A 14,607-nucleotide genomic window follows, 5' to 3' on the forward strand; every position below is an offset into this window, starting at 1 on the left:
CTGCTCGCGTCCTTCCAGCAGCGCCCGGTGCGCCCGCAGGGCGAAATCGAAATAGGTGCCGGCCGGTTCGGCCGGACGCTCGTACGCCTCGGCCAACCGCACCAGGCGCTCGAGAAAGCGCGGAATCCTTGGCGCGACCCGGGCATTCACCCGCAGGTCCTCGGCCAGGTCGAACAGGATCTGGAAGCGGAACATGCGCTCGCCGAAGGCGGCGAACAACGGCCGCCAGGTGATGCGCGAGCGGTCGTCCAGCGGCGGGTGCTCGCTGCCCGCGCGCTCGAACAGGCGCTCCACGCGAGGCAGGGCGTAAGTGTCGTACGCCAGATGGGCGGCCGCATGCTGGGTGGCCACCAGCGCCTCCTCGCGCGAGTCCATCACCGCCGGCATGAACAGCCGCCGGCCGTCGGTCTCCAGCATCGGCCGGCCCTCGCCCGGCTTCCAGCCGGAATCGGCCAGCGGGATGTCGGCGTCCAGCCAGGCCAGCAGCACCAGACGCAGGAAACGCCCGTGCATGCGCGGACGGAAACCGGGCAGCGCCTCCAGCAGCAGCTTCAGGCTCTCGTCGCTCTCGAGGCGGAAATACGCCTCGCCACGCGAGCGCCCGGCCTTCAGCAGGTCGGCCCCGCGCCGCGCCCGCCATTCAGCCGCGATGCCCACCCAGGTGGCGCGCGAGCGTCGAGACCAGGGGTTTCATGAAGTACTGCCCGTCTGGGACCACTGTCGGGTGCACCCCATGGGCGCGCAACTCGTCGGCCACCACCGGGCCGATCGCGGCGACGACGGTTCGGCCGAGCGCTGACAGCAGCGCATCCTCGTGCCCCGCGTCACGGGCGACGCGCAGCAGTCGCCGCACCTGGGCCTGGCTGGTGAAGGCGATCGCATCCACCTGCCCCGCGATCAGGGCCTCGATCAGCCCGGTCACGCGCCCGGTCTCGGCGGCGTCCGCATAGCGGTAGGGCCAGACGGGAAAAACATCGGCACCCGCCTGCTCCAGGAACCCGAGCAGGCGGCGGTTGGGTTCGGCGCCGTAGAGCTGCACCCCGATACGCTGCCCCACCAGATCCTGCCCAGAAAGGGTTTCGATGATGCCCTCGGTGGTCGGTGCCGCCGCGACCGCATCCGGGCGCACGCCGAAGGGCTTCATCACCCGCCCCGGCTTGGGGCCCCGCACCAGGGTCGGCGTCCGCGCCACGGCCGCCAGCCAGGCGTCCTCGCGTCCGGCACGCCCGGCAAAGCCGGTCAGGCGGGTGAAGCCCTCGCCGGTCAGGAAGATCAGGCGGTCGAACGGCGCCTCGATCGCCCGGTGCAGCCAGGCCTCGATCGCCGTGCGGTCGGGGCTGTCGTGGATCGCGATCAGCGGGCAGCGCCAGACCTCGGCCCCGCGCCGCTCCAGCAGGCCGGCGAAGACCTCCAGCGCCCGGCTCTCCGGCAAGGCCACGCGGCAACCCGCGAGGCCACTGGCCGTCGCCTCCGGCAGGACGGATGCGGCCGTCACGCCGCGCTCGCCGCCGCGGCCCGCGACCCCGGCCCCGACATCGGCATCGGCTGCGGGAACACCGTGGCGGTCCCGGCATCCGGCTGGAACCAGGCCAGGCGCGCGTGGCAGGCCGCCACCTCGCCGATCACGATCAGACTGGGCGAGCCCACCTGCTCGCGCTCGGCACGCGCGGCCAGGGTATCCAGCGTGCCGCTGACCACCCGCTGGCGCGCGGTGGTGCCATTCTCAATGATCGCCGCCGGGGTCTGCCCGGCGCGGCCGGCACCCTTCAGACCCCGGCAGATCTCGCCCACGCCCTTGCGGCCCATGTAGAACACCAGGGTCTCACGGGGACTGGTCAGCTGCGACCAGTCCACATCCAGCCGCCCTTCGCGGGTATGGCCGGTGATGAACCGCACCGACTGGGCATGGTCGCGGTGGGTCAGCGGTATGCCCGCATAGGCGGCACAGCCGCTGGCCGCGGTAATGCCGGGGACGACCTGGTAGGCCACGCCGGCGCGCGCCAGCACGTCCAGCTCCTCGCCGCCACGGCCGAACACGAACGGGTCGCCGCCCTTCAGCCGGGCCACCCGCTTGCCCTCGCGCGCCAGGCGGGAGAGCAGCGCGCTGATCTCCTCCTGCGGCACGCAGTGGTGGTCGCGCTCCTTGCCGACATAGAAGCGTTCGGCCTCGCGGCGCGCCAGGTTCACCACCTCGGACGACACCAGCCGGTCGTAGACGACCACATCCGCCTGCTGCAGCAGGCGCAGCGCGCGAAAGGTCAGCAGGTCGGGATCGCCCGGCCCGGCGCCGATCAGGTAGACCTCGCCGGGCGTGCTGGTTGCGGCGTCCGCCAGTTCCTGCTCCAGGCGCGCCTCGGCCGCGTCCATGCGCCCGGCCAGGGCGAGCTCGGTGGCCGGCCCGGCAAAGGCCCGCTCCCAGAAGGCGCGGCGGGCGTTCACATGGTCGAAACGGGCGCGCACACGGTCGCGCAGCCGCCCGGCGAGATCGGCCAGCCGACCATAGCCGGTCGGGATCAGGCTCTCGATCTTCGCGCGCAGCAGGCGCACCAGCACCGGGGCGCGGCCACCCGAGCCGATCGCGATGGTCAGCGGCCCGCGCTCCACGATGCCCGGCAGGATGAAGCTGCACAGCTCGGGCTGGTCGGCGACGTTCACCGGGATCGAACGTGCGACGCAGTCCTCCGAGACCTGGCGGTTCACCGCTGCGTCATCGGTCGCGGCGATCACGATCGCTACCCTATCCAGGCATTCGCTGTCATAGACCCCCGGATCGCGGCTGATCGACCCCGTTTGTTCGCGCAGCAGGCGCTCGGCGGCGTCGCTGTACTCGGGGGAGCGCAGGCGCACCCGCGCCCCGGCCTCCAGCAGCAGCGCCGCCTTGCGCGTGGCCACCGGTCCGGCCCCGACCACCAGGGCCTCGCGGCCGTGCAACTGCATATAGATCGGCAGGTGTTCCATGCTTATCCCTCCCGCGCCACGGGGTCCGTGGGCGCCTCGGCTTCCTCGTTCAACAGGTTCTGGATCTCGGGGCGACAGGAGCCACAGTTGGTCCCGGCCTCGAGGGCCGCACCCACGGCCTCGCAGGTGGCCAGCCCCTGCTCGCGGATCGCGGCTCGGATGCGCGTCTCGTCCACGCCGAAGCAGGCGCAGACCATGCGCCCGCGCACGGCCTGGCCGTTCGGTGGGCGCCCGGTCAGGAGCGCCATGCGCTCGGTATCGCTGATGGTCTCGGCCGCGAACAGGCCGGCCAGCCACTCGCGCTCGGGCAGGCCCCGGTCGGGGCCCGCGAACAGCACGCAGGCGAGCCGCCCCTCGTGGATCCGCGCGGCGCGGTAGCGCCCCCCGGCGGGGTCGGCGAACTCCAGCCATTCCCCCGGCCCATCCAGGCGTTTGCGCCACGCCTCCATCGTGGGCGGTGTGCCCCGCCCGGCCAGTTCGGTACGCAGGTGTCGGAGACCACGGGCGGCGACTGCGTAGTCCGACTCGGGCGTGGCGATCGGCTCGCGGCTCAGCACGAAGCCGTGCCAGTCCAGCGCCGCCGGGCGCAAGGCCACGGCCGTGTGCTTGAATGCCGGCTGCCCGGAGACCGGGTCGACATGCGCGGGCACCAGCGCATCGACCCGGGCGAGCCGCGCGATCGGCCGGCTCCAGTGCATGGGCACGAACACGCTGCCCGGGCCCTGCTCGCGGCTCACCTGCACCCGCGCGAGCAGACGACCGTGGCGACTGGTCACCTCGGCGAGATCGCCGGCCTGGACCCGGAACAGTCCGGCATCCACCGGATGGATCTCGACGAACGGTTCCGGCTGATGCGCACTCAAGCGCGGGGTGCGTGCGGTGCGGGTCATGCTGTGCCACTGGTCGCGGATGCGGCCGGTGTTCAGGCGCAGCGGATAGTCGGCATCGACTGGGTCGGTCGGAGTCTGGGGGGGCACGGCCGCGAGCTGCGCCCGGCCGCTGGCGGTAAAGAAACGGCCATCGGCATAGAGGTGTTCGGCGCCCGTCCGGCTCCCCGCCGGCAGCGGCCACTGCACCGGCTCCAAGGCGTCGTACTCCGCGTCGGAAAGCCCGGCCAGCGCGCCGATGTCGAAGTCGCGCGTGCCGTGGTTCTCGAAGGCGGACAGCGCCGCATGCTCGCGGAAGATCTCGCCCGGATGGGTATAGGGAAAGGCGTCGGCGAAACCCAGGCGCTGCGCGACCCGGGCCAGCGCCCACCAGTCGTGACGGGCCTCGCCGGGGGACGCCCGGAACGGGCGCTGGCGCGAGATGCGGCGCTCGGAGTTGGTTACCGTGCCGTCCTTCTCGCCCCAGGTGGTCGCCGGAAGCAGTACGTCGGCCACCCGCGTGGTCTCGGTCTCGCGCACGCAGTCGGAGACCACGACCAGCGGGCATTCGGCCAGGGCCTGCTCGAAGCGCGCGGCCTCGGGCAGGCTGAACAGCGGATTGGTGCCGATGATCCAGATCGCCTTCACCTGTCCCGACTCGACCGCGCGGAACAGGTCCAGCGCCTTCAGGCCCGGCTGGCGAGCAAGGTTCGTTGCGCCCCAGAAGCGCCCAACCCGGTCCAGGGCCGCGTCGTCGAAGCCCATGTGGGCGGCCAGCTGGCTGGCCAATCCGCCGACCTCGCGCCCGCCCATCGCGTTCGGCTGGCCGGTCAGCGAGAACGGGCCCATGCCCGGGCGCCCGATGCGGCCGGTGGCCAGGTGTACGTTGAGGATCGTCCCGGCCTTGTCCACGCCGCTGTCGGACTGGTTGATGCCCTGGCAGAAGGCGGTCACGGTGCGCTCGGTACGGGCAAACCACTGGAAGAACGTCGCCACCGCCTCCGGCTCCAGTTCGCAGGCCTCGGCGGTCGCGGCGATCGACGGGCTGGAGGACCGCGCGGCCGCCAGGGCGTCGGCAAAGCCTTCGACATGGCGCTCCAGGAAGCCGGGGTCCAGCGCATCCTCCCGGCGCAGATGGTCCAGCAGGCCGTTGAACAGCCAGGCATCCGTGCCTGGCGCCAGCGGCAGGTGCAGGTCGGCCGCCTGGGCGGTGGCCGTGCACCGCGGGTCGATCACCACCAGCTTCATCTCCGGGCGCGCCGCGCGGGCGGCCTGCAGGCGCTGGAAAAGTACCGGGTGGGCCCAGGCCATGTTGGAGCCCGTGACCACGACCAGATCGGCCTGCTCGAGGTCGGTATAGCTTCCCGGCACGCCGTCCACGCCGAAGGCGCGGGTGTGGGCGGCCACCGCCGTGGACATGCAGAGCCGGGAGTTGGTGTCGATATTGGCCGAGCCGACGAAGCCCTTCATCAGCTTGTTGGCTACGTAGTAGTCCTCGGTCAGGATCTGCCCGGAGACGTACAGGGCGACCGCATCCGGCCCGTGTGCCGCGATGGTCTCGCGAAAGCCGTCCGCGACATGATCCAGCGCGGTCTCCCAGTCGACGCGCCGCCCACCGATCTCCGGGTGCAGCAACCGGCCCTCGTCGCCGAGGGTCTCGGCCAGTGCCGCGCCCTTGGAGCACAGGCGCCCGGCATTCGCCGGATGGGCGGGATCACCGCATACCGCGACCGGAAACTCGCCGCCCGGCGTCGCGGTCACCTCCACGCCGCAGCCCACCCCGCAATAGGGACAGGTCGTACGGGTCACCGACTGTTCCGCAGCCATCTCAGCCCGCCTCGCGGCAGGCGACCGGTGCCGCAGCGGTATCGTCCGCGGCGTCGCCCGTGGCGCCGGAGAGGTCCAGCCACACCTGACCGTCGGTCACCCGGATCGGGAAGGCATGGGTGCAGCCACTGTCCGCCCCGGTGGCCTCGCCGGACTGCAGATCGATCACCCAGTTGTGCAGCGGGCAGGTCACGCGCTCGCCGTGAACGATGCCCTGCGACAGCGGCCCGCCCTTGTGCGGGCACTGATCGCGCAGGGCAAAGACGCGGTCATCCGCGGTGCGGAACACGGCGATGTCGCCGTTCGGGCCCGCCACCACGCGCGCACCCAGCGACGGGATGTCCTCGAGCGGACAGATCGCGAGCCAGCTCATGCCGACACCCCCTGGCGCGGGGTCGCGTCCACCGGCTTGATCGGGATGAACTCGTGCGCCGCATGCCCGGCGGCCCGCTCGGCCCAGGGGTCCACCTGCGCCACCTCCTGCGACTCCAGGAAGCGGGCGTACAGCGCGGCGCGGTTCTCGGCGTCGTCCACGAGGCGTTCCTTCACCCGGGTCAGTCCGACGCGCTCGATCCACGGGGCGGTGCGTTCCAGATAGCGCGCGTCTTCGCGGTAGAACTGCATGAAGGCCCCGGCGTATTCGAGCACCTCGGCCTCGGTCTCCACCTTGCAGAGGAAATCGGTGGCGCGGACCTTCACCCCGCCATTGCCACCCACGTGCAGCTCGTAGCCCGAGTCCACGCAGACCACGCCCAGGTCCTTGATCGTGGCCTCGGCGCAGTTACGCGGACAGCCGGAGACCGCCATCTTGAACTTGTGCGGGGTCCAGGAGCCCCAGGTCATCCGCTCCAGCTGGATGCCGAGCCCGGTCGAGTCCTGGGTCCCGAAGCGGCACCACTCGGAGCCGACACAGGTCTTCACCGTGCGCAGGGCCTTGCCGTAGGCATGGCCGGAGACAAACCCGGCGTCGCCGAGATCGCGCCACATCGCCGGCAGGTCGACCTTCTTCACCCCCAGCAGGTCGATGCGCTGGCCGCCGGTGAACTTGACCGTGGGCACCTGGTAGCGCTCGGCCACCTCGGCAATCGCGCGCAGCTCGGCCGGCGTGGTCACCCCACCCCAGATGCGCGGCACGACGGAATAGGTTCCGTCCTTCTGGATGTTGCCGTGGGCGCGCTCGTTGATGAAGCGCGACTGGGCGTCGTCCTGGTAGTCCTTCGGCCAGGCCGCCAGCAGGTAGTAGTTGAGCGCCGGACGGCAAACATGGCAGCCGTTCGGGGTCTTCCAGTCGAGGGCCTCGAACACCGCGTCCATGGTCTTCAGCCCGTCGCCCGCTATGGCCGCGCGCACTTCGTCGTGGCTGTGGTCGGTGCAGGCACAGACCGGCTTTTTCGCCGGGGCGTCGGAGTAGTCGCCACCCAGCGTGGTCGCGAGCACGGACTCCACCAGCCCGGTGCAGGAACCACAGGAGTTCGACGCCTTGGTGTGGGCACGCACGTCCTCCAGCGTGAACAGCTTGTGCTCGCTGATCGCCTGGACGATCTCGCCCTTGCATACGCCGTTGCAGCCGCAGATCTCGGCCTCGTCGGGCATGGCCGCGACCCGCGAGGCCTCGTCGCCGTGGCCGGAGTCGCCGATATTCGCCTGGCCGAACAGCAGGTTCTCGCGGATGTCGGCCACCGGCGTTCCGTCCCGCATCAGCTGGAAGTACCAGGAGCCGTCCAGGGTATCGCCGTACAGCACGGCCCCCTGGATGCGGTTGTCCTTCAGCACCAGGCGCTTGTAGACGCCGCGCGCGGCATCCTTGAACACGAGGTCCTCGGTGGTCTCGTCACCGGTGAAGTCGCCGGCGGAGAACAGGTCGATCCCGGTCACCTTCAGCTTGGTGGAGGTCATCGAGCCCTCGTAACGGCCGATGCCGTACTCGGCCAGGTGGTTGGCGCAGACCTTCGCCTGCTCCCACAGGGGCGCGACCAGGCCGTAGGTGGCGCCGCGGTGCTGCACGCACTCGCCCACCGCGTAGATCGACGGGTCATAGGTCTGCATCGTGTCGTTCACCACCACGCCGCGCTCGCAGTGCAGCCCGGCGGACGCGGCCAGCGCGGTGTTCGGGCGGATGCCGACGGCCATCACCACCAGATCCGCCGCGACCTCGCTGCCGTCGGTGAAGCGCACGCCGGTGACACGGTCCTCGCCCAGGATCGCCTCGGTCTGGTGCGCCATGCGAAAATGCATGCCGCGCTCCTCCAGCGAGCCGCGCAGCATCCCGGCGGCCTCGGCATCCAGCTGGCGCTCCATCAGGTGATCCATCAGATGCACCACGGTGACCTCCATGCCCTGGCGCATCAGGCCGTTGGCGGCCTCCAGGCCCAGCAGGCCGCCGCCGATCACCACCGCATGCCGGTGGGCGCGGCTGGCGGCGAGCATCGCGTCCACGTCGTGGATGTCGCGGAAGGCGACCACGCCCTCCAGTTCGTGCCCCGGCACCGGGATCATCACCGGATCGGAGCCGGTCGCCAGCAGCAGGCGGTCATAGGGCGCCTCGGTGCCGTCCTCGGCGATCACCCGCCGGTTCACGCGGTCGACCCGTTCGATGCGCTTGCCTTTGTGCAGGGTGATGCCGCGTTCGTCATACCAGGCATCGTCGTTCAGCATGATCTCGTCGACGGTCTTCTCCGAGGCCAGCACCGGCGAGAGCATGATGCGGTTGTAGTTACCCCAGGGCTCGGCACCGAACACGGTGATGTCGTACATGTCCGGCTTGAGCTTCAAAAGCTCCTCGACCGTGCGCATCCCGGCCATGCCGTTGCCGATCAGCACCAGCCGCGGCTTCTCGTTCGCGGTATCCATCACGCGGCCTCCGACTCGGGGTTCTTGTGGCGCTCGTGGAGAAAGCGCAGCACCTCGGCTCGGTAGTGGTTGTATTGCGCGTTGTCGGCCATCACCAGGCGCTCGCGCGGCTTCGGCAGGTCGATCTCCAGGACCTCGCCGATGGTCGCGGCCGGGCCGTTGGTCATCATCACGATGCGATCGGACAGCAGCACCGCCTCGTCCACGTCGTGGGTGACCATCAGCACGGTGTTGCCCAGCTCCGACTGCAGCTTCATGACCTCGTCCTGCAGATGTGCCCGGGTCAGCGCATCCAGCGCGCCGAAGGGTTCATCCATAAGCAGGACCTTGGGCTCCATCGCCAGCGCCCGGGCGATCCCGACGCGCTGCTTCATACCCCCGGAGATCTCACCGGGGTACTGATCCTTCGCGTGGGTCATGTGGACACGTTCGAGATTCTCCAGCGTCCAGGCGTCGCGCTCGGCTCGGGGGGCCCCGCGGCGCACTTTGTCCACGGCCAGGCGGACGTTCTCGTACACCGTCATCCAGGGCAGCAGGGAGTGGTTCTGGAACACCACGGCACGCTCTGGCCCGGGTTCCACTACCTCGCGCTCTTCCAGAAGAACGCCCCCAGTGGTAGCGCGCAGCAGCCCAGCCACGATGTTCAGAACGGTGGACTTGCCACAGCCGGAATGCCCGATGATGGATACAAAGTCGCCTTTCTGGACCTTCAGATTGACGTTGTTGAGAACGTTGAGCGGCCCGCGTGGAGTCGCAAACGTCATATCCAGGTAATCGATGTTGAGATAGTGACTCATGGGTCTCTCCTTACGCGGGCGCGTAGTCGAAGCGTTTCTTGATCAGGGCGACCCCACCATCCAGGGCGATGCCCACGAGGCCGATTACGAAGATCGACACGATGATCGAGGCCACATTGAGGTTGTTCCACTCGTCCCAGATGAAGAAGCCGATACCGACCCCGCCGGTGAGCATCTCGGCCGCTACAATCACCATCCAGGCAATACCCAGCGCTAACCGCATACCGGTGAGGATGTAGGGCATGGTTGCTGGGATCAGGATCTTGCGCGCTGCCTCCAGGCGCCCGAGACGGAGCACCTGGGATACGTTGGTGTAGTCACGCGGGATGGCCTGGACCCCGGCCGCGGTATTGATGAGGATCGGCCAGATGCTGGTGATGAAGATCACGAAGATCGCGGAGGGATTGACCGCCTCGAACACCAGCAGACCCAGCGGCAGCCAGGCCAGTGGGGACACCGGACGCAACAGCTGCACGACCGGGCCAAGGGCGCGGCGCATCGAGAGCGAAGCGCCCATCATCAAGCCCAGAGGAATCCCGACCAGCGCTGCCAGGCCGAAGCCCGTCAGGACTCGACCCAGGGAGTACAGCACCTGCCATCCGATCCCCATGTCATTGGGGCCATGGTCGTAGAACGGATCACCCAGCAGAAAAACAGCTTCGTCCCACACTTGCACGGGCGTAGGAAGATCCGGCGAGACCGTGGACTGCAGCCAGGTCCAGCCCCCCAGAAGCAATCCGAACGTAATCAGCGGGAGTACCAGCACCGGAATCCAGCGCTGGAACATATCCGCCATCACCTCGAATCGGTCGTCGTGCGCCGTTGGATCCGCTCCAGCGGTGTCGATGCGTTCAGCCGGTTTGGTTTCTCGGCCAACCGTGGGTTCCGTTCGCCCTTCGGCGTCCTTGTCGTTCTCGCGTTTAACCCCAACAAGTTGCATATCGGCATAATTGGTGGACATGACGAGCCTCCTCAGCCGTTGACGTCAGCAAGGTCATCGATAGCGACCTTGCGACTGTGCACATCGAATCCATCGACATAGCCGACAAGGTCGTCCGGGTCATAGGCGCGGTCATCAATAAACCGGTCAGGGCCCATCTCGATCGGCGAGGAGGCCGCCTCCAGGGTCCAGTGGTCATCGCGCGTGCCTTCCGTTTTCCGGTCGATCTCCGGGTAGGCGACACCCACTTCCGCAGCGGCCTCTCGGTACAACTCCGGGCGGTAGACCTTTTCGGCCACGGCGCGCATATCCACCGGCTCCTCCAGTTGCCCCCAACGGACCATCTGCGTGACAAACCAGGCCGCGTGCGAACGCCACGGAAAGCTGGCCGCGTAACGATGGAATACGTTGAAATCCGGGAAGGGTTCGGGATCTCCGTCAGGAGTGAACTGGAGCGTGCCCGTCATCGACATGGCGACTACGTGCTCCGGAGCGTTCACATAACGACGGCCCGAAATGATGCGCACCACTTCCTCGCGATTTTCGGGCTTGTCCATCCACTCGTTGGCCTCGATCAAGGCACGCAGCGCAGCCTGGTGCGTATTCGGGTGTTCCTCCGCCCAGCTCTCGAGTACGCCAAATACCTTCTCCGGATTGTTGTTCCAGATCTCGTAGTTGGTCACCAGGGTCTTTCCGATCCCCATGTCCACCGCGCGCATGTTCCAGGGCTCGCCCACGCAGTAGCCATCCATGTTGCCCGCGCGCAGGTTGGCCACCATCTGGGGTGGCGGGATCACGATCAGGCGGACATCCCGATCCGGATTGATCCCGGAAGCGGCCATCCAGTAGCGCAGTTCATAGTTATGCGTGGATACGGGGAAAACCATGGCGAAGGTCATACGGTCGCGGCCTGCTGCCTGGTCGGCATCGATGACCTTCTTCAGGGCGCGCGCGGAAATCGGCCGTTCGCTCATGGCCTCCGGATCGGCCTCGACCATCCGGTCGTAGAGCTCGTTGGAAACGGTGATCGCGTTGCCGTTGAGGTCCATGCTGAACGCCGTGATGGTGTTGCGCTGGGTAGCGCCCACGCCCAGAGTCGAGGCAATCGGCATTCCCGCCAGCATGTGCCCGCCATCCAGCTCTCCAACAGAGACCTTGTCGCGGATATTGGCCCAGGAAGCCTCCCTGGCCACATTGACGTCGAGCCCGTGGCGCGCGAAATACCCCTTCTCCTCGGCGATGGCCAGCGGGGCACAATCCGTCAGGGGGATAAATCCGAGGTCGAGCTGAGTCTTTTCCAGCCCTTCGGATCCCCCGGCATAGGCCGCCGCCCGGAAAAAATCCGGATGCATACCCAAAGCGGCTCCCCCTGCCAGAACCCCGCCGGCCTGAAGGAAACGCCGGCGCGACAGGCCGGAGGTCTTTTTCGTGTCATTCGTGTGATCGGTCATTGCGGGTTCACTCCCCTTGTCAGCAAACACATCCCAAAAACGAAAAAGGCGTCGCATCAGCCCCACCGCGTTTGCAGCCGGGTGATGGACGCCTTTGTCCGGTCCCGTGGGAGACCCAGTCATCGGGTCCCCCTGTTGTCAGGCGACGAACCGCCGTTGGCTCGTCTTGCCGGTACTCTTGCAGGAGGTGTGCCAATTAGCCGTTGCTAATCGACCCCGCCAGAAGCAAGCGCGCCATGGCGCGGAAAAACTGGATGGTTCTCGGTCCTCAATCGAATCTTCGCAGGGAAATATCACCCGCAAGGGGCACCACCTTGGGGCGCACCTGCGGTGCAGATGATCTGAAATAGTGCGCCGGCACCCTACTCCCCGTAGGCGCCGCCTTGGCGGCGAAGCCCCTGCCAGTCGCGGACACTGGCAGGGGCTTCGCGGGCAAGCCCGCTCCCACAAGGGCGAAATCCATTTCCCGGGGAATTGGCTACAGGCCGCCCTTGCCCAACAGGTCGGACATCGCGACGGTCGCCTCGGCGACCTCGGCCAGGCGCCGGTTCTGGTTCATCGCCGTCTGGCGCAGGAGCTTGTAGGCCTGGTCCTCGCTGAGGCCGCGGTGCTGGATCAGAAGCGCCTTGGCGCGCTCGATGGTCTTGCGCTCGGCCAGAGCCTGGCGTGCCGCATACAGCTCGTCTTCCACCGACTGCAGCCGGGTCGCCTGGCGCTGCACCAGGTCCATTACCGAGTGTCCGACGATGGGTACGTTGAGTACGGCATCATCCTCTCCCTCTTGATCCAGGCCCTCCGGCGCCCCGAAGAACACCGCATACGGAACGCTGTCACGCAGCTCCGATTCCGCCAGTTGCGCAATGCGGTCACGCACCGCACCCAGGTCGGCGCGGTCCGCCGTGATGCGTGCCGAACAGCACTCGTTCAGGTGCATCTCCAGCAGGTCCTCGATCTCCTTCATTGCGTCAATGCGCGCAGTGGCACAGGCAAACCAGATCTCGGCACGCGCCGGGTCCGACAGGGAATCGCCCCGGGAATCACCCTGGGTGCAGGCCTGACGGCGCAGGCGCTCGACCTCGGCCGCGAAGCCTGCTCCCTGCAGGTCCTGCCAGGCCGCGCAGGCCGACTCCGGCGCGAATTCCGAGAAGATCCGAAACGAGCGTTCCTGGGCATCAATCCTGTGCAACAGGGACTGGCGCAGTTCGCCGTCGAACATGCCCTGGCCAAAGCCGGCAGCCCCGATCGCACGTTCCTGGCCCGCCAGCTCCTTGCCCTGCATGAAGTTCAGCAGGGCCACCAGGGCCCGCGAGACTTCCGGGTCCGTGGCCGAATCAGCGGCCTCGAACACCACCGCCAGCAATGACCGGATCAGTTCGCTGAAGCCGCGCATCGCCTCCATCGGTGAAAGCGTGCGCTCGCTGACCTCCGCCCTCAGGCTGGGCAAGCCCGACAGGCCATGCAGCGCCAGCGCCATGCGCCCCAGCAGGCGGCTTCGCGCGTGGGCACAGGCGCCGGGCTCCAGCCAGCCATCGAGGTGTTCGCGAAACGCTCGCGCGGTGGTGTCGGATTCGGCTCGGTACTGCGCCAACTCGTCCGCATAGCGCTGGCCACCAGAGCCGATCCAGAGGCTGGAGGCCCCGCGTTCTCGCTGCAGCTGGTGTACCAGCGCGCGGATGCGCCCGACCAGCTGTACCGCCTCCAGCAGACGCTCCAGGCTCACCACCTCGCACTTGCGCGAGGCGACCAGGAAGTCGCCAATGGCCTCTTCGAAGGAAAAACTCGGGGATGTATTCTGGGTCATGCTCGTCGTCCGCGGATGATTCCCGGAACAAACAAGCATGCGATGTGCCAGTTCGAGGGACTGGCGGCGAGGGTACAAACAAAAACGGGCGGGGGATAACACCCCGCCCGTAGACCGGCCCGCTCGATCAGAAGCTCATGGAGCGGTCGAAATCGGCGACGGCCTGGACGTACAGACCCATGCCGGCCATCTCGGCGTTCGGCAGGAAGTTGTGCTCGCCGACGTCGCGGCCCTTGGCGCAGGCCTCGCAGGCCCAGAACGGGACGCCTTCACTCACCAGCGAATCCACGATTGGGTTGCCCATGGAATATCCTGGACACCCGATTGATCAGGTGATCCTGATGACGGGAGGTGTTCATGAGCGAAGTGAAACGTTGGTCGGCCAAGCGCAAGCAGGAGGTGGTATTGCGCCTTCTGCGGGGCGAGGGCCTGGATGAGTTGAGCCGTGAGACGGGGCAGCCGGCCTCCGTTCTCTCGGAATGGCGCGACACGTTCCTGGAGAGTGGCCTGTCGGGTCTCAAGCAGCGCAGCAACGATCCCCGAGTGGAGGCGCTGGAGAAGGAGCGCAAGGCGCTCCAGGCCAAGGTCGGCGAGCTGTTGATGGACAAGGAGCTGCTGGAGATGCGGGTGGCGCGTCACGAGGGCGAGCTCCCTTTTGTGAAGCGGAGATCGATGCCATGAGCCGAGCCTGCTCGGTCTCCGTACGCCGTGCGTACGGCAAGGCTCGGGTGTGTCGGGTGTGGGGTGTCCCCCGGTCGACGGTGTATGCCCGCCAGGCGGCTGCGGCGAGCCCGGCCGTGCCGCAACGCCGGGGTCGCCCTCCAGCGGTGTCGGATGGCGCGCTGCTGGCAAGGGTGCGTGAGGTGGTCCGGGAGGCCGAGGCGCTGGGCATCACTGGCGAGGGCTACCGCAAGCTCTGGGTGCGCCTGAAGGGCAAGGGCATCATCGTCTGCCGTGAGCGGCTGCGCCGGCTGCTGCGTGACCACGGGCTGCAGGCCCCGCATCGACAGGGCACGGCCCGGGGGCCGCAGGTCCACGACGGCACCATCATCCCCGAGGCCCCCGACCGGATGTGGGGGACGGATGCGACCCAGGCGCTGACCGGCGAGGGTATGGC

Annotated in this window: 10 protein-coding genes and 3 pseudogenes; 2 read left to right on the forward strand and 11 right to left on the reverse strand. The window is 68.2% G+C overall.

Going from position 1 to position 14,607, the window contains the following annotated elements:
• From D571_RS13875 to D571_RS13880, 11 genes and pseudogenes are all read right to left on the reverse strand, one after another.
• Positions 1 to 633: pseudogene (locus D571_RS13875) on the reverse strand (VWA domain-containing protein); the annotation flags it as partial.
• 7 nt (positions 634 to 640) lie between these two features.
• On the reverse strand, positions 641 to 1,495 hold the full coding sequence (locus tag D571_RS0113300; RefSeq protein WP_026287868.1) for a uroporphyrinogen-III synthase: 855 nt from the start codon (positions 1,493 to 1,495) through the stop codon (positions 641 to 643).
• Positions 1,492 to 2,958, reverse strand: a complete 1,467-nt coding sequence (gene cysG / locus D571_RS0113305) for a siroheme synthase CysG (protein ID WP_018937187.1) — start codon at positions 2,956 to 2,958, stop codon at positions 1,492 to 1,494. The genes D571_RS0113300 and cysG overlap by 4 nt, the downstream gene beginning before the upstream one ends.
• Positions 2,959 to 2,960: 2 nt before the next feature.
• Positions 2,961 to 5,651: a nitrate reductase gene (locus D571_RS0113310; RefSeq protein WP_018937188.1), complete on the reverse strand. Its 2,691-nt coding sequence runs from the start codon at positions 5,649 to 5,651 to the stop codon at positions 2,961 to 2,963.
• Between the two features lies 1 nt (position 5,652).
• Complete coding sequence (gene nirD, locus D571_RS0113315; RefSeq protein ID WP_018862464.1) at positions 5,653 to 6,024, reverse strand: nitrite reductase small subunit NirD; 372 nt, start codon at positions 6,022 to 6,024, stop codon at positions 5,653 to 5,655.
• Positions 6,021 to 8,501 (reverse strand): nitrite reductase large subunit NirB, encoded by a 2,481-nt coding sequence (gene nirB, locus D571_RS0113320; RefSeq protein ID WP_018937189.1) that lies wholly within the window; start codon positions 8,499 to 8,501, stop codon positions 6,021 to 6,023. The genes nirD and nirB overlap by 4 nt, the downstream gene beginning before the upstream one ends.
• Positions 8,501 to 9,298, reverse strand: coding sequence for an ABC transporter ATP-binding protein (locus D571_RS0113325; RefSeq protein WP_018937190.1), 798 nt, complete (start codon positions 9,296 to 9,298; stop codon positions 8,501 to 8,503). The genes nirB and D571_RS0113325 overlap by 1 nt, the downstream gene beginning before the upstream one ends.
• A 10-nt stretch (positions 9,299 to 9,308) precedes the next feature.
• Positions 9,309 to 10,259 (reverse strand): nitrate ABC transporter permease, encoded by a 951-nt coding sequence (ntrB, locus tag D571_RS0113330; protein ID WP_018937191.1) that lies wholly within the window; start codon positions 10,257 to 10,259, stop codon positions 9,309 to 9,311.
• An 11-nt stretch (positions 10,260 to 10,270) separates the two neighbouring features.
• Positions 10,271 to 11,689 carry a CmpA/NrtA family ABC transporter substrate-binding protein gene (locus D571_RS0113335; RefSeq protein ID WP_026287869.1) on the reverse strand — a complete coding sequence of 473 codons (1,419 nt, stop codon included), beginning with the start codon at positions 11,687 to 11,689 and terminating at the stop codon, positions 10,271 to 10,273.
• A 478-nt stretch (positions 11,690 to 12,167) separates the two neighbouring features.
• Positions 12,168 to 13,490 carry a nitrate regulatory protein gene (locus D571_RS0113340; RefSeq protein WP_018937193.1) on the reverse strand — a complete coding sequence of 441 codons (1,323 nt, stop codon included), beginning with the start codon at positions 13,488 to 13,490 and terminating at the stop codon, positions 12,168 to 12,170.
• Positions 13,491 to 13,617: 127 nt separating this feature from the next.
• Positions 13,618 to 13,782 (reverse strand): annotated as a pseudogene (locus D571_RS13880) (DsrE family protein); the annotation flags it as partial.
• A gap of 65 nt (positions 13,783 to 13,847) precedes the next feature.
• Here D571_RS13880 and D571_RS14510 point away from each other — a divergent pair.
• Positions 13,848 to 14,171 carry a helix-turn-helix domain-containing protein gene (locus D571_RS14510; protein WP_018937184.1) on the forward strand — a complete coding sequence of 108 codons (324 nt, stop codon included), beginning with the start codon at positions 13,848 to 13,850 and terminating at the stop codon, positions 14,169 to 14,171.
• Positions 14,168 to 14,607: pseudogene (locus D571_RS14380) on the forward strand (IS3 family transposase); the annotation flags it as partial. The gene D571_RS14510 and the pseudogene D571_RS14380, both read left to right, overlap by 4 nt.

This window comes from Thioalkalivibrio sp. ALJ24 (assembly GCF_000377785.1).
Taxonomy (GTDB): Bacteria; Pseudomonadota; Gammaproteobacteria; order Ectothiorhodospirales; family Ectothiorhodospiraceae; genus Thioalkalivibrio.

Bases quoted from the DNA above. Each gene is read 5' to 3' on its own strand.
- D571_RS0113325 (WP_018937190.1), bottom strand. From the start codon at position 9,298: ATGAGTCACTATCTCAACATCGATTACCTGGATATGACGTTTGCGACT.
- D571_RS0113340 (WP_018937193.1), bottom strand. From the start codon at position 13,490: ATGACCCAGAATACATCCCCGAGTTTTTCCTTCGAAGAGGCCATTGGC.
- cysG (WP_018937187.1), bottom strand. From the start codon at position 2,958: ATGGAACACCTGCCGATCTATATGCAGTTGCACGGCCGCGAGGCCCTG.
- ntrB (WP_018937191.1), bottom strand. From the start codon at position 10,259: ATGTCCACCAATTATGCCGATATGCAACTTGTTGGGGTTAAACGCGAG.
- nirB (WP_018937189.1), bottom strand. From the start codon at position 8,501: ATGGATACCGCGAACGAGAAGCCGCGGCTGGTGCTGATCGGCAACGGC.
- nirD (WP_018862464.1), bottom strand. From the start codon at position 6,024: ATGAGCTGGCTCGCGATCTGTCCGCTCGAGGACATCCCGTCGCTGGGT.
- D571_RS0113310 (WP_018937188.1), bottom strand. From the start codon at position 5,651: ATGGCTGCGGAACAGTCGGTGACCCGTACGACCTGTCCCTATTGCGGG.
- D571_RS0113335 (WP_026287869.1), bottom strand. From the start codon at position 11,689: ATGACCGATCACACGAATGACACGAAAAAGACCTCCGGCCTGTCGCGC.
- D571_RS14510 (WP_018937184.1), top strand. From the start codon at position 13,848: ATGAGCGAAGTGAAACGTTGGTCGGCCAAGCGCAAGCAGGAGGTGGTA.